Consider the following 15,566-nt stretch of genomic DNA (forward strand, 5'->3'; position numbering starts at 1 on the left):
AAAAAACAATATTATAATGGAAAAGGGACAAAAAGTTTAAGTATAGGCGTGATAAAAGGTGGTTACTTTATATCAAAACAAAGTTATTGACCAATTGCGTCATGTATTAGGGAAAAAAGAGCATATGGTTAGTATTACCATAAGAATGGAACAAATCGATCCGCTTGCTTTTTTCTCTGCGGGTGAAACGTTATTTTATGGGCAACGTTTTTACTGGTCGGATTGCTTGCACGAACGAACATTTGTTGGACTTGGACGAGCTCAAGTTATAAAAAGCAATGAAAAGACGAAAAAGCGGTTTCGTGACGTCGAACGAGAATGGAAACAAATTGTAGAAGGCGCTTTCATTGAAGGGCAAGGGCCACTGATGTTTGGAGGATTTGCCTTTGACCCGCTGAAACAGTCGGATGAACATTGGATTGAATTTCCTTCTGCCCAGTTTGTTGTACCTACATTTTTGTTAACAAAGCAGCGAGATGAAATATGGTTAACAGTCAATGTTGTTCATGAATCGCTCAATCAGATTGAAGAAATGATCGATTCCTTATTTCACACACGCGATGAGAGCGATTCGCATCGTGCTCACATTGTGAAAAAAGAAGAAGTTGCTCGCGACCAATGGCTCCGTTCCGTTCATTACGCGACAGATCTTATTCGAAATGATGCAATTGAGAAAGTTGTTTTAGCACGGAAGCTATTTCTTTCTTTTTCTGAGCGAATTGATCGTTCTCATGTGTTACACGAGCTTCATGAACAACAACCGATGAGCTACATTTTTGCTTTTGAAAATGGCTCTACTTGCTTCATCGGGGCTTCTCCGGAGCAACTTGTGAGAAAGAATGGGCATATGTGTGAAACAGCTTGTTTGGCGGGATCGATTCGCCGTGGACATACGGTGAAAGAAGATGAAGAGCTTGGACGATGGTTGCTTCAAGACGATAAAAATCGCCGCGAGCATGCGTTTGTTGTCGATATGATTAAACAAGCAATGAATGAAGTATGCACGGAAGTTGTCATTCCGAACGAACCAACGCTTTTGAAAATGAGACATATTCAACATTTATATACGCCTGTTCAGGCGAAAGTGAAGGAAGGCGTCTCGATTTTTTCACTCGTTGAACGGCTTCATCCAACCCCTGCGCTCGGGGGATTTCCGAAAGAAAAGGCGGTACAGACGATTCGGGAGATTGAGCCGCTTGATCGTGGATGGTATGCTGCTCCGATTGGTTGGGTTGATGCGAACGGAAACGGAGAGTTCGCTGTTGCGATTCGTTCGGCATTGCTTGAAGACAATAAAGCACATTTGTTTGCAGGATGTGGCATTGTCGCCCATTCTGATCCACATAATGAATACGAGGAAACGAATGTAAAGTTTAAACCGATGTTATTAGCGCTAGAGGGGGAACAAAGATGAATGAAATGACAGCGTATGTCACAGCTTTCGTTGAGCAACTAGCTCATATGGGAGTACAACAAGTAGTCATTAGTCCTGGTTCTCGCTCCACTCCTCTAGCGATGGTTATGGCTGAACATCCAACGTTAAATATTCATGTTCATATTGATGAACGTTCCGCTGCTTTTTTCGCATTGGGCATGGCGAAGGCTTCTGGAGAGCCAGTTGCTCTTGTTTGTACATCAGGGACAGCAGTAGCAAATTATTATCCAGCAATCGTTGAAGCTTATTATGCACGTGTCCCACTCGTTGTGATTACGGCTGATCGCCCTCATGAACTGCGTGATGTTGGCGCCCCACAAGCAATTAACCAGTTACATATGTATGGTTCATATGTAAAATGGTTTGTTGATATGGCGCTTCCAGAAGGAAATGAGCGAATGCTTCGTTATGCCGAAATGGTCGCTGCTCGCGCGGTATACGTTGCATCGTCTGTCCCAAAAGGACCGGTTCATATTAACGTACCGTTGCGCGAACCACTCGTTCCAACGATCGATGAGCCGTTGTTTTTGCCATCTTCTCCAGCTCGCATCGTGTATAAAGGAAATAAGCATCTTTGTGAAGAGATGATCGATGAGTTGTATGCGGAGTTGAGCGGTGTCGAAAAAGGGGTCATTATATGCGGAGATTTGCATATCGAAGGTTTTTCTGAGGCAGTTGTGAAGTTAGCGGAAGCATTGCAATACCCTATTTTAGCAGATCCTCTCTCTCCATTGCGGACAGGTATACACGAGAAACGATGTATTATTGAATCGTATGATGCGATGTTAAAAAATGAAACGTTTGCGGATAGGTTTGTTCCAGATGTCGCTATTCGGTTCGGAGCGATGCCTGTATCGAAATCGCTTTATGTTTGGTTGCAGAAGCATAAACAAGTAAAACAAATAGTTGTCGATGAAGCGGGACAATGGCGCGATCCAACGTTGTCGCTTCAAGTACTGATAGAAGCAAATGAGGTTCAGTTTTGTTATGATTTAGCGCAACGTGCCTCACATTCCCTTCGTTCGTCGCAATGGATGAGCAAGTGGCAATATATGAATGAACGTGCAAAACACATTTTGTTGAAAGCAGAAGAAGAGACGGATATGTTTGAAGGGAAAATATTTATTGAACTTGCCAACCTATTGCCAGACAAAGCAACACTCTACGTTGGCAACAGTATGCCTATTCGTGATGCGGATACGTTTTTTATGTCATCGAGTAAACGAATCCGTTTACTCGCGAATCGAGGAGCAAACGGCATTGATGGAGTTGTATCTAGTGCTCTTGGGGCAAGTTACGTTTCCCAACCACTTGTGTTAGTGATTGGCGATTTGTCATTTTATCATGATTTAAACGGTTTGTTGGCAGCGAAATTACAACAGCTACATGCGACAATCATCGTGTTAAACAATAACGGCGGAGGTATTTTCTCTTTCTTACCGCAAGCGAATGAACCAAAGCATTTCGAACGGTTATTTGGTACGCCGACACATTTATCATTTCAGCATGCTGTTGACATGTATAATGGGCATTATGAAAAAGTAGAGACGTGGGAACATTTTCGACGAGCGATGACGGACGCTCTTTCACGCCCGACATTAAACGTCATTGAAGTTCCGACATCACGTGAATATAATGTCAAAATCCATCGGAAATTGTGGAAAGATGTTTCCAAGGAAATGTCCAACTTGTTGAATAAAGGGGAATGAACATGAAGTTTGTCGTTCGAGGACAAACGTATTATGTGGAAATGTACGGTAATGGACAACCGCTGTTGTTACTACACGGATTTACAGGCAGCTGTCAAACGTGGCATCCGTTTATTTCAACTTGGAGCCAACATATACAGTGCATCGCCATTGACATTCTTGGCCACGGACGAACGGATGCTCCAGCTGCTATACAGCGCTACGATATTGAAACGGTGGCGAAAGATATTGCGATGTTGTTTGATCGATTAGGAATAAAAAAAGCTCATGTGCTTGGATATTCAATGGGGGGGCGGCTTGCGTTAACGTTTGCGATTCGTTATCCGCAGTACGTTCAAACATTAATATTAGAAAGTAGTTCCCCGGGATTAAAAACGGAAGAAGAGCGAATAAAGCGGTGTGAAGAAGATGAACGATTAGCGCAGTTTATTGAACAACATGGGGTTGCATCGTTTGTTGATCAATGGGAGAAAATTCCGTTGTTTTCTTCGCTTCAACGATTGCCAAAGGATGTGCAAAAGCAGTTACGAGAAGAGCGGTTACAGCATACGGTTGTCGGATTAGCCAATAGTTTGCGCGGCATGGGGACAGGAGCGCAACCTTCTTGGTGGGGAGCGTTGCATCAATTGACGATGCCGACATTGTTGATTTGTGGAGAAGATGATGAAAAGTTTTGTCGAATTGCGTCAGAAATGGTACAATTATTACCAAACGGAACGCTCATTGCCGTTCCGCAAGCTGGACACGTTGTGCATATGGAGCAGCGTGAGCGGTTTGGTACGCTTGTTCAACAATTTGTGCTAAGAGGAGGTTTATTGCATGGCGATTGAATGGATAAAAGAGAGGGAATATGAAGATATTTTGTACGAAACGTATAACGGCATTGCAAAAATCACAATTAATCGTCCTGAAGTACATAATGCGTTTCGTCCAAAAACAGTAATGGAATTAATTGATGCGTTTGCATATGCACGTGACGACTCTAATATTGGTGTCATCATTTTAACAGGTGCAGGCGGCAAAGCGTTTTGTTCGGGTGGCGACCAAAAAGTGCGTGGACATGGTGGATATGTGGGGGATGATCAAATTCCGCGCTTAAACGTATTAGATTTGCAACGTTTAATTCGTGTTATTCCGAAGCCGGTTATTGCGATGGTTGCAGGTTATGCGATCGGCGGTGGTCACGTGCTACATGTCGTTTGTGACTTAACGATTGCAGCAGATAACGCGATTTTTGGTCAAACAGGTCCGAAAGTCGGTAGCTTTGATGGAGGATATGGAGCCGGTTATTTAGCGCGCATTGTCGGTCATAAAAAAGCGCGTGAAATTTGGTATTTATGTCGCCAATACAATGCCCAAGAGGCGCTAGAAATGGGACTAGTGAATAAAGTTGTTCCGCTTGAACAGTTAGAGGAAGAAACGGTGAGATGGGCGGAAGAAATTTTAGAAAAAAGCCCGACAGCTATTCGCTTCTTAAAAGCTGCGTTCAACGCTGATACTGATGGATTGGCAGGCATTCAACAACTTGCTGGAGATGCAACGCTTCTTTACTATACAACGGATGAAGCTAAGGAAGGACGCGATGCATTTAAAGAAAAGAGAAAACCGGACTTCAAGCAGTTCCCGCGTTTTCCATAAAAATAAAACAGCTTGATGTGCATACATCAAGCTGTTTTTTTGAAGGTGGTGTGAACATGATTCCAAATTGGTTACGTCAACGTGCACATTTAACTCCGAATCGTGTAGCGCTATACGACGACACACAATCGATTTCATTTGCGGAACTTCATGATCGGACAGTAAAACGGGCAAGGCAATTTGTTTATCTCGGTGTAAAAAAAGGCGACATTGTAGCTATCTTAATGAAAAATAGTATACATATGGTCGAAGTCATTCATGCGCTTCATTATATTGGAGCGATTGTTTTGTTACAAAACGTACGCTTGTCGATAGAAGAAATAAAGTGGCAGTTGGATCATAGTGGGGCGCGTTTCGTCATTTGTGATGCGCCATTTCCAGACGAACGAGTGATTGAGTGGAATGAATTTATAAAACTCCGAGAACGAGATGGAGAATGGCAAACGATGTACCATCTTGATGATGTAGCAACCATTATGTATACATCAGGGACGACAGGAAAGCCAAAAGGGGTTATGCAAACATATGGGAATCATTGGTGGAGTGCGATTGGTTCCGCTTTAAATCTTGGCTTGCATGAAAATGATTGTTGGCTTGCCGCTGTTCCTTTTTTTCATGTTAGTGGTTTGTCGATTTTAATGAGGAGCGTCATTTATGGCATGAGTGTTTATATTATGTCATCATTTGACGCGAAACGTAGCAATGAGCTTATTTTGCAAGGGAAAGTTACGATGATGTCCGCTGTCAGCACCATGGTGCAACAAATAATTCAGCAACTCAAGCAGCCGTACCCTCCGTCATTTCGTTGTATGCTCGTTGGAGGAGGACCTGTTTCGCAACCGTTATTGCATTCGTGTGCTAATTGGAATATACCTGTATATCAAACATATGGTATGACAGAAACCGCTTCCCAAGTGGCTACATTATCTCCAGATGCTCGTCATAAACATGGCTCAGCAGGAAAGCCGCTGTTTCATATGGGTATTCGCATTGAAAAAGACGGACACCAGCTGAATGCCAATGAAGTAGGAGAGATTGTTGTCAAAGGTCCGAGCGTCATGAAAGGGTATTGGCAAAACGAAAAGGAAACGAATGCGGTTTTAAAAGATGGTTGGTTATATACCGGAGATATTGGATATATGGATGAAGAAGGATTTTTATATGTGCTTGACCGTCGTTCAGATTTAATTATTTCTGGTGGAGAAAATGTATATCCTGCCGAAATTGAGGCGGTACTTTTGGAACATAAGGCAGTAAAAGAAGCAGGCGTCATTGGAGTTGCTGATGAAACGTGGGGACAAGTGCCACATGCATTTGTTGTATTATATGATGGGACAGCAACGGAAGAACAATTAAAGTTGTTTTGTATGAGTAAATTGGCTAAATATAAAGTGCCAAAGCGAATTTACATTGTTGATCATTTGCCGCGCAATGCTACAAACAAACTGATGCGCCATAAGCTAAAAAAATGGGTCGAGGAGGCGTAAAAAGCCTCCTCTTATTGATATCCTTTCGCTGTTTCTTTCGTAATTTTTTCTTTAAACAGTTTATAACTCCAAAGTTGATAGCCTACGACGATCGGTACCATAACGATGGCGACGCCGAGCATAATTTTTAAGTTCAATTCGCTTCCTGCTGCTTCAAAAAGCGTTGTGCTATATTCATCGTTGATGCGGGAAGGAAGCATATTTGGGAACATGCCGATAAAACCAGTTGCCATAAGTGTGAAAATCGTCAAGCAAATGTTCGTAAATGCAAGTCCAATTCGTTTTTGCCAAACGAACAATAACATCAGTAATGCACATACGAAAGTAAGCGCTGGAACGACCCAAAGAATTGATGCTTTTGTAAAGTTGTGAAACAAAGGTGTCCGATTACTTGTTGCAACGAAGAAAAGGGATAATATGACCGTTGCAACAATAGCAGCAGGGCGAGCGACTGCATACGCTCGCTCCGCTACCTCTCCAACCGTTTTTAGCATGACCCAGAGAGCACCAGAGACGATAAATAAACTGATAAACAATAATCCGCCTAACAAACCGTACGGATGAAGTAAACTAAAAAACGTTCCTTCATATCCAGATGGGCCAATTTTTAAGCCGTAAAACAAATTCGCAAAGGCAACGCCAAATAAAAGTGCTAAAGCAAAACTGCTAATTGTAAATGCCCATTTCCAACTTTTTTGCCAAAGCGGTGCATCGTCTTTATGCATAAATTCCAATCCAGCAGCACGGAAAAAGAGCGCGAATAAAATGAGCATCATCGGCGTATATAAGAAGCTAAATAAGTCAGCATAAACAGCAGGAAATGCAGCAAATGTAGCTCCGCCCGCTGTAATTAACCATACTTCATTGCCACCCCAAAACGGTCCAACCGCTTCTTGTAGTTGATTTCGCTCTTGACGGTTTCTCGCTAAAAACGGAAACAACATGCCCGTCCCGAGCGTATATCCATCTAATACAAAGTATATCGTCCAAATAAGTCCCCATAGACCAAACCAAATGATCGCAACTATTTCATAAGACATGTTGCATTTCCCCACCTTTCGTAGCCGCGGATGTGTATGGACCTTTTTTCGCATATTTCAACATTAAGTACACGTCAGCAATAAGCAAAATCGTATAAAACAATACGAGGCTGACAAGTGAGAATATGATTTGTGAAAGCGAGATTGGCGATACCGCTTCGGCTGTGCGCATTAAGCCATACACCGTCCATGGTTGACGTCCGACTTCCGCAACGACCCAGCCAGCATTGATCGCAACGTACGGTAACAAAACGGAATACATGACTACCTTTAAGAAGCGTTTTGATTCAATTAATTTATTTTTACGATACAAGTAAAACCCATACCAACATAAAGCGACGAAATATAGTCCGAGTGCGACCATTAATCGAAATGAGTAAAACACAATATTGACGTTCGGTCGTTCGTCTTTCGGAATTTGATCAAATCCAACGACTTTTCCATCAAACGAATGCGTATAAAAGTAACTTCCGAGCTTCGGAATCGTTAAAAATTCAACGATATTTCGTTCGTTTTTTGGATCCGGAATTTGAATAATATGAAAAGGTAACCCCTCTTTCGTTTCCCAAACAGCTTCTAGTGCTGCTCCTTTAGCAGGCTGCATCTTTGCCGCAAACGATGCTGATTTATGACCGATAAATGGTGTTGCTGTTGTCGCGATAAGACCTAGAATAAGTGCATACTTAAACGATTTTTCGAAAAATACGACATGCTGCTTACGCAACAAATGCCATGCGCTAACAGCCATCACAAAAAACGCTCCAACGATATAACAGCTGACGACGGTATGAACGAACATATGCCAAGCATATGGATTCGTCACAACTTCCCAAAAGTTTTGTAGTTCGATGCGACCGTTTCTCTCAATATACCCGACCGGATTTTGCATAAACCCGTTTGCTGTAATAATCCAAAGTGCTGAAATGTTTGTACCAAGCGCAACCATCCAAATCGAAAACGCACGAAGTTTTGGTGAAATTTTATCCTTCCCAAATAGCCAAATGCCCATAAATGTTGATTCTAAAAAGAAAGCAACGAGCGCTTCAATGGCGAGCGGAGATCCGAAAATATCCCCCATATATTTCGAATACTCAGACCAGTTTGTACCAAATTGAAATTCCATCGTAATGCCTGTGACTACGCCAAGGACGAAGTTGATAGCAAACAATTTCCCCCAAAAATCTGCCATTTGTCGATAAAGCGGATTTTTTGTTCGCACATGTTGTGTTTCCATCCATGCAATTAAAACAATAAGACCAATGGTCAACGGGACGAATAAAAAATGATAAAAAACCGTAATGGCAAATTGAAAACGGCTTAACAAAAGTACATCGCTCATAAGTCCCCCTCCAACATACAAAATGTTTTTTACTACGTATAAGAGTAACCTCAATACGTGAAGAAGAGGTGAGGGAAATGTTGCAAAACTGTGGCGATAATTTTAAAAAAATATGTCTATTCATTGTTTTTAACATGTAAAAATTGGAAAACTCCTTGCCGTAAGCAAGTGGGGGTGTCACCTGTTTGGTTGGAACGTTTTACAGTCTGTTTCAGTCGAACTTGCTGCTGTTGGGCCAGCATGGCTTACGACATAGATAGCTTCTGCACTACATCGATTGCCTTGTGACCAAAACTGACAGTTTTGCACTTCACAAAGTACATCTTTGGCCATGATTGTTCCCTCCTTTCCTTATGCTGTTGTTAGTGTAGACAAAAGATTAGCGACACATAACATGAAAAAATGAGCAAAAACAAGGGGAATTTTTTATGATTAAATGTTGACATAGATAATCATTCTCAATTAGAATGGAATTGTGTAACATAAAACAAAAAATCGGAGGGAGTTATATGTCGTCATTATTAGTTGTTGGTGCTGATCATTTAGGAAACATTACCGATAAATTAAAAAACTCAGGATTTAAGGAGATTATTCATTTAGATGGCCGCAAAGTGAACATGGTGAAACGACAAATTCCAGAGCATGTCGATATCGTATTTGTCATGACAGATTATATTAACCATAATTTAGCGAAAGTCATTAAGCAAAAAGCGAAGGATCAACATAAGCCTATCTATTTTGTAAAGCGTTCATGGAGTTCCATTCAATTCGTTATTCAACAAATGGAGGAATTGAAACAAGTGAATTAAGGGGGAGATGACATTGTGGCAATCGTTTATGAATGAAGTGTTAGCTTATCATTACAACATATCTCCACCTCATCGTTCATCGCTTACGTTGCTAAAAGGAATTGAACGGGCAACATCATCGTTTTCGATCGCTTCTTTTGATTCTCCCGTTACATATTATAAAATGATTGCACAAATGACAGATTACTTGCTTCGCTTTGTTGCGAACGATCAGTCGTTTGTTCACATATTAGATGCTCATGATGCTTTTGTTACTACATCATGTACGTCTGACACATGCGTTGTCCCATCATGTATGAACATTTTTATAGTTGATGCAATTTCGCTTTCAAAAGCAATGCGCATGTTTGAAAATCATTTTAAAGTAAAACCAGAAAAAGTTTATATTTACCATATGTCAGAGAATCGTGTCATACATTTTTGCTTGACAAGACATGTGCATCAAGTATCATAAATGTATAATGATAATGAATTTCAGTTTTAGGGAGAGGGAAGTATGGGGAAATGGATCAAAATCGGTTCAGCCATTGCTTTATCATCGTCGCTAGTTGTTAGCGGCTGTGCTGAACAAACGATAAAAAAGAAAGAAGAGACAAAAAAAACTATCCAAGTTCCTGTGACAGATTATACGTTTCGAACCGCAGGAAATATGTTTGCGTATTCAGAGTTTGAGCTGTCTGGTGAACCTTTAGCAGAAGGGTTAGGATTAGATTTAGATTTGTTGGATGTTCGAAAAATAAATGAACCGACCGAATTTGATTATATTGCAGGTGTAGAGTCTTACGAGTATTCTGAGGAAGCCATGTATGAGGTAACGGAAAAGTCAGGGCTCGGTTTGCATCTTATTCACGGTCCTATAGCAAAAAAATTAGCGAAACAAAGCGGAAAAGAAAGTCATGAAGTATTAGCTGAACGTTTTTATTTACTTGCTGATCAAGTTGGATATCCACGCGAAGAAATATTTCGCAATATGTTTCCTACATTAATTGAGTATGAAAGTGGGGATCCACATTACATACAACAAGTGGATACAGACGTATATGCAGAAAATGATGACGGTACGTACGTCCCAGTGTACCAAGTAGATTTTCAAACGTTGCGATGGGCTCGTGAAAAAATGAATAAAATGCTTGTTCCTGCAGCTTACGGGGCAACGTTTTTAAAACAAGCTTTATGGGCTGGTGACTTTTTAAGTGCGTTCCATACGGTTGATAAAGACGAGGAAATAGAGGCAAAAACGGCAAATGATGATCAGCATTCAAATATTGCATTAGGAGTTAGTTCGGCTGATGGAATGCAAGGAATGATTTTAACTGAGCAAATATGGAATAAGTTGTTGTTTATTCGTGACCATTTATTTTATGATGCAAAAAATGACAAGCTTACTTCATTGAACAAGGGAACTTATGAGCCGGAAAAAGGGTTTGTATATTTGCCACATCAAGTTGAAGTTGTTGAAAATGGAGATGATCAAGCACCTGATGCTCAACAACTCATTTTGAAAGATAAACGTAGCTTTTTGAAAGACCAATGGCTTATGTTATGGCCAGCGGCTGAATTTTTTGGTATGACCGATCAGCGCGAGGCTAACAAAAATCAAAATCCCGCCTTTTTAGCTGTTTTTGATGGTCAACCTTATCCAAAAGCACCAAATGAAAATATCGATGAAAATGTTCATAATGATGTACAAAGTGACGATCCGTATTCGGTGAATCGAGATATTTTACTGACTGTTTTTAAAAACGTTGATGCGATGCATTTCAATGATGAATTAGGTATATTTGTTGAAGAACATAGCGGAACTGAGCAAGGGAAGTATATGAACACGTTTGATGCTGGTTATACGATGGAAGCACTTCGTATTTTTCAACGAGCAATTGACGGTTTGCCAGTTGGCTATGCGAATGGAGAAGAAGCAGAAGGTTTGCATACGGCGGAAGGAAAACGAGCGCTCGAGCTTATTCATAAACAAGCAGATTTCATCATTGAAAAATTAATAAGAGAAGATGGACTTGTCGCAAATGGGTTTACAATTGGAGAAGGGATAGATAAATCAGAACCAACGCTACTTTCTCAACTTGGAGCGATTCGTGGGTTAACGGCAGCCTTTTTGGCTACAAAAGAAGAGAAGTACCGTGAAGCTGCACGAAATATTTATGTTGCCATGGATCGATATTTTTGGGATCAGAAATTGCATGTTTATCAAACGGCAAAAGGTGAAATGAAATATGATCCGTTTGTGGCTGGCGCTCTTTCTAGTATATTCCGTTTAGCCATAAACCAATTAAACAACATAGATCAAGATGAACAACAACCAAAAGAGCTTGATCGCGAAACAATTATTTCCCGATATGTAGATTTTTACAATCTCATCATCGATGGACCGAGCATAAAAGAAGGAATGCAAGCAAGTGAGTTTTGGGATACAGGGGATGTGTATAAAAAAGACGACCAATCTGGCAACACAGATAAAGATCACGTGCCACAAGTTCAAGCTGGAGATGGCCCGTATGGTATTGCTCCTATTCTTGTGAATGTTGAAGTAAAAGAAAAGTAAAAGGCGGACCGTCTGAACCGGGCGCCTTTTCTGCGTGGGGGATGAGTATGAAAAAATTAGCCATAGTTCTTTTTGTTTTTTTTCTCGCTTCGTGCGCTAAGCAACCGGTATTTATGTCTAAACAAACAGTGATTCGCGATGTGGCAGTAAACAGCAACAATATTGTTATGAATCGAGCGGGAGATGAATTGTATGTTGCAAATATAGACGTACCTACTGTAACAATTATCGATGTGAAAACAAAAAAGAAGAAGGCGGAAATTGCTGTTGGACGGGAGCCACGGCAATTAACATTAAGTCCTGATGAACAATTTTTATATGTGTCCTGTATGTATGACCACCGAGTTGATATTATTTCGTTAAAAAAGCAAAGAGTCATTGGGCATATTCAAACAGGGATTGAACCGTTTGGCCTTGTGACGAGCCAAGACGGTCGATGGTTATATGTCGCTAACTACCGTTCGGGCACATTATCTATTGTCGATTTGCAATCAGGAAAAGTGAAAAAAGACATTCGAGTAGGTGATCGTCCTCGAACGGTTACAATTACGGCAGATGGTAAAAAGCTATATGTCCCACATTATTTGCAAGGGAAAATTACAGTCATTGATACAAAAAAAGAAAAAGTCGTTAAACAAATTTCATTGGCACCTTCACCCGATCAAGAAGATCGAAAAAAAAGTCAGGGCATCCCAAATACGTTAGAGCAGTTTGTTATTGCACCTGATGGAAAAAAAGCATACGTGCCACATTTATTAACAAATGTTGATACACCTATTCATTTTGAAGAGACGATTTTTCCGGCTATTTCTGTCATTCGTTTAGATATTGATGAAGAAGTGTTAGATGAAAGAAAAGAATTATTTGAAGAAATCAACGTCACAGATGTAAACAATGAAACAATGATTGTGTCGAATCCGTACGATATAGCATTTCATCCAAACGGAAAAAAAGCATATGCCATTATGTCTGGCAGTGAAGATCTTGTCGTTTTTGACCTTGCCCGTGGAGGAAATGCTACGCAAGTATTGCGCAGAATTCAAGGAGATAATCCGAGAGGAATTGTCATTTCCCCGGATGGCGAAACACTTTATATTCATCAAGCGATGAGTCATGAACTTGCCATTGTAAAAACAGGCGGTGAACAAGCATATGCAAAAGCAAAACAAATAGGTAAAAATATTTCTCTAATTTCGCAAGATTCGTTACCACCGCTTGTAAGAGAAGGAAAAAAGATATTTTATAGTGCAAATAGCGATGAATATGCAGCGGAGATAACAAAAAATAATTGGATGAGTTGTGCATCTTGTCATAGCGACGGAGATATAAATGGCTTGACGCTTATGACACCGAAAGGACCAAGAAATGTGCCAAGCAACATATTAACAACGAAGACAGGATTATTTATGTGGGACGGATCGCGTGATGATTTTACTGACTATATTCATACAGTCCAAGGGGAGATGGGCGGGATGTTGCAATACGATCCAAGTAAACCGTTACCGCCTGATGTGCAACATATGTTTGATGCGCTATTTGCATATTTGGATGATCCAAGTTCATTTCCTGTTCCAAAGAGCCCTTATCGAGAGAAAGATGGAAGTTTAACACATATAGCAAAAAAAGGGGAGCAGCTGTTTTTTGGAAAGGGGAACTGCCTCACTTGTCATGGAGGAAAGTATTTTACGGATAGTGTAAAAGCAGTGGATAACAATGGGCAGCTCACAACAGGTCAAATATCGTTTTTGCACGATATCGGAACAGAAAATGTACTCGATCGCTCATCGTCCGGGGATGCACGTGCGCAATTTAAAAATCCTCGAACTCCGAAGCAGTGGGATACTCCTACATTGCGTGGAGTGTGGGCGACTGCCCCGTATTTACATGACGGAAGCGCAAGCACGATTGAAGAAGCTATTGTACGTCACCAGATAAAGGAAGTAGAGCAGCTTAGCGAAGAAGAAATAAAGCAAATTGCGGCATATGTACGATCATTAGAGTAAAAAGGTGGGGATCCCCACCTTTTTACAATTCATCAAACCCATTCATATCTGTTGTTTTTGTGTATGAACGTGGACGCGCCTCGAAAAAGTCGGTTTTGCCTAAATTCACATTTTCATCGCTAAAGACACGAATCCAAGGCATACAATTTTCATCAGCATCGTATCGATCGTCTAACCCAAGCATCCGCAATCGCTTATTTCCAAGGTATTCAATATATTTTTCCATTTCGATAACGTCAATGCCATCAATATCGCGCAACACAAAGCGCGACCATTCTGTTTCGTAACGAATGGCTTCGTCGATATAGTCATATATCCACGCAGAAAACGCTCCATTTTCATCAATTTGTGGATTTTCCCATAACACTGCGCGTACAAGTTGAGAAATAAAGTAACTATGGCATAGCTCATCTTTATTAATATAACTAATCATCGTTGATGTTTTGAGCATTTTTTGGTTTCTTGCCAAATTGTAAAAAAAGGCAAACCCAGAATAAAAATTAATCCCCTCTAAGACGAGCGAAGCGACGAGCGCGCGGCAAAACGTCTCTACCGTTGGTTGCTCGCGAAATGCTTCATATACGCGAATGACGTGTTCATTTCGCTTATAAATGTGCGGATTTGTTCGTGCCATTTCAAACGCACGATGTTGCTCCGATAATTTTTCGATCGAAGCAAGAACGTACGAGTACGATTGATTATGAACGACTTCTTGCTGTTCGATAATCGAAAAAATTGCTTTGACGCTCGGATCGGTAATGTATTCTTTCATCGCCCCAATAAAATTTGGTTGAACAGAATCTAAAATTGAAAGCAAGCCGATAATGTGTAAAAATGCATCCCGTTCCCGTCCACTTAACTCATGCCATTGTTTAATATCATCCGACATATTAATTTCAAACGGCGTCCAAAAGTTGCTGAGCAACATTCTGTATATATCGTAAAAATGGCTATATTTAATATCGTTCCAGTTTAAAATGCCGCTTGCTTTCCCGTTTATAATGCTTGTTGCCTTATTTGGATGCGACGGCTCGAGCAATTTTACTTTCGCCAATAACAAAACGGTCAACCTCCTCTAGTAGCTGTTGTACGAATACAGTCGGTAAATGTTGTTGATGGCCGCGTGGTGATTGTTCAATTTTTAGCGTGCCGAGCACCGTCGTCACTTTTCGCAAATGGTACTCCATTTCATCGACAGCACGGCAATAGTATGGCCACATTTGATCCCCTGTGCCAAACAGCGCAACAGGAGGCAAAGGAAGATTTCGTTCTTTGATAAGAAAACGAAGTAGCTTTCTCATTTCATCTGGAAGTTGTCCATTTCCCCACGTATATGAACCGAATAAAAGAAGATGCGCCTCATGAATGAGCGATTCGATCGCAAATATATGTTCAATATCGATCGTTTTCACCGCATGTCCGTATGAGCGAAAAGCTTCTTCAATTAACAAGGCGACTTCTTTTGTGTTTCCCGTTTTGGATGTATAGCAAATGAGAACGTTCATGATTAATCACGCAAGAAACCCCTGCTTTCAAGCATGGGGAGGAA

14 protein-coding genes are annotated in these 15,566 nt (G+C 40.8%); 9 read left to right on the forward strand and 5 right to left on the reverse strand.

Annotated elements, in window-relative coordinates; genetic code table 11:
* The first annotated feature begins 58 nt into the window (after window positions 1–58).
* The 5 genes from NSS60_RS02570 to NSS60_RS02590 are packed head-to-tail and all read left to right on the forward strand — an operon-like array spanning window position 59 to window position 6,269.
* The gene (locus tag NSS60_RS02570) at window positions 59–1,414 is read left to right on the forward strand and encodes an isochorismate synthase (RefSeq protein WP_004888928.1); all 1,356 of its coding nucleotides are present in this window, start codon (window positions 59–61) and stop codon (window positions 1,412–1,414) included.
* Window positions 1,411–3,144: a 2-succinyl-5-enolpyruvyl-6-hydroxy-3-cyclohexene-1-carboxylic-acid synthase gene (menD, locus tag NSS60_RS02575; protein ID WP_004888929.1), complete on the forward strand. Its 1,734-nt coding sequence runs from the start codon at window positions 1,411–1,413 to the stop codon at window positions 3,142–3,144. Before NSS60_RS02570 ends, menD begins: the two co-directional genes overlap by 4 nt.
* 2 nt (window positions 3,145–3,146) lie before the next feature.
* Entirely contained in the window at window positions 3,147–3,974 is an 828-nt protein-coding gene (gene menH, locus NSS60_RS02580; RefSeq protein WP_004888930.1) for a 2-succinyl-6-hydroxy-2,4-cyclohexadiene-1-carboxylate synthase, read from the forward strand.
* Complete coding sequence (menB, locus tag NSS60_RS02585; protein WP_004888931.1) at window positions 3,964–4,782, forward strand: 1,4-dihydroxy-2-naphthoyl-CoA synthase; 819 nt, start codon at window positions 3,964–3,966, stop codon at window positions 4,780–4,782. The genes menH and menB overlap by 11 nt, the downstream gene beginning before the upstream one ends.
* Before the next feature lie 56 nt (window positions 4,783–4,838).
* Window positions 4,839–6,269 (forward strand): o-succinylbenzoate--CoA ligase, encoded by a 1,431-nt coding sequence (locus NSS60_RS02590; RefSeq protein ID WP_035018425.1) that lies wholly within the window; start codon window positions 4,839–4,841, stop codon window positions 6,267–6,269.
* An 11-nt stretch (window positions 6,270–6,280) separates the two neighbouring features.
* Here the strand turns inward: NSS60_RS02590 and cydB are convergent, their stop codons facing one another.
* The 3 genes from cydB to NSS60_RS02605 all read right to left on the reverse strand — a co-directional run bounded on the left by cydB (window position 6,281) and on the right by NSS60_RS02605 (window position 8,981).
* Complete coding sequence (gene cydB, locus NSS60_RS02595; protein WP_004888933.1) at window positions 6,281–7,309, reverse strand: cytochrome d ubiquinol oxidase subunit II; 1,029 nt, start codon at window positions 7,307–7,309, stop codon at window positions 6,281–6,283.
* Entirely contained in the window at window positions 7,299–8,648 is a 1,350-nt protein-coding gene (locus NSS60_RS02600; RefSeq protein WP_004888934.1) for a cytochrome ubiquinol oxidase subunit I, read from the reverse strand. The genes cydB and NSS60_RS02600 overlap by 11 nt, the downstream gene beginning before the upstream one ends.
* Before the next feature lie 177 nt (window positions 8,649–8,825).
* Window positions 8,826–8,981 (reverse strand): DUF1540 domain-containing protein, encoded by a 156-nt coding sequence (locus NSS60_RS02605; protein ID WP_064498957.1) that lies wholly within the window; start codon window positions 8,979–8,981, stop codon window positions 8,826–8,828.
* Between the two features lie 176 nt (window positions 8,982–9,157).
* Here NSS60_RS02605 and NSS60_RS02610 point away from each other — a divergent pair, with 176 nt between their 5' ends.
* From NSS60_RS02610 to NSS60_RS02625, 4 genes are read left to right on the forward strand one after another with little or no spacing between them, the layout of a single operon-like run.
* Window positions 9,158–9,457 (forward strand): DUF2325 domain-containing protein, encoded by a 300-nt coding sequence (locus NSS60_RS02610; RefSeq protein WP_004888935.1) that lies wholly within the window; start codon window positions 9,158–9,160, stop codon window positions 9,455–9,457.
* A 7-nt stretch (window positions 9,458–9,464) separates the two neighbouring features.
* Complete coding sequence (locus NSS60_RS02615; protein ID WP_004888936.1) at window positions 9,465–9,911, forward strand: hypothetical protein; 447 nt, start codon at window positions 9,465–9,467, stop codon at window positions 9,909–9,911.
* A 42-nt stretch (window positions 9,912–9,953) separates the two neighbouring features.
* Window positions 9,954–12,014 carry a hypothetical protein gene (locus tag NSS60_RS02620; RefSeq protein ID WP_064220688.1) on the forward strand — a complete coding sequence of 687 codons (2,061 nt, stop codon included), beginning with the start codon at window positions 9,954–9,956 and terminating at the stop codon, window positions 12,012–12,014.
* A gap of 47 nt (window positions 12,015–12,061) precedes the next feature.
* The gene (locus NSS60_RS02625) at window positions 12,062–14,017 is read left to right on the forward strand and encodes a cytochrome D1 domain-containing protein (RefSeq protein ID WP_004888938.1); all 1,956 of its coding nucleotides are present in this window, start codon (window positions 12,062–12,064) and stop codon (window positions 14,015–14,017) included.
* 22 nt (window positions 14,018–14,039) lie between these two features.
* On the opposite strand, the gene NSS60_RS02630 is transcribed toward NSS60_RS02625, so the two are convergent.
* Both NSS60_RS02630 and NSS60_RS02635 read right to left on the reverse strand, forming a co-directional pair.
* Window positions 14,040–15,077, reverse strand: a complete 1,038-nt coding sequence (locus NSS60_RS02630; protein ID WP_004888939.1) for a ribonucleotide-diphosphate reductase subunit beta — start codon at window positions 15,075–15,077, stop codon at window positions 14,040–14,042.
* Complete coding sequence (locus NSS60_RS02635; protein ID WP_035018430.1) at window positions 15,031–15,522, reverse strand: flavodoxin domain-containing protein; 492 nt, start codon at window positions 15,520–15,522, stop codon at window positions 15,031–15,033. Before NSS60_RS02635 ends, NSS60_RS02630 begins: the two co-directional genes overlap by 47 nt.
* Window positions 15,523–15,566: the final 44 nt, after the last annotated feature.

Origin of the sequence: Anoxybacillus sp. FSL W8-0382 (genome assembly GCF_038003845.1) — a bacterium.
In the GTDB taxonomy this organism is placed as follows: Bacteria; Bacillota; Bacilli; order Bacillales; family Anoxybacillaceae; genus Anoxybacillus; species Anoxybacillus flavithermus_G.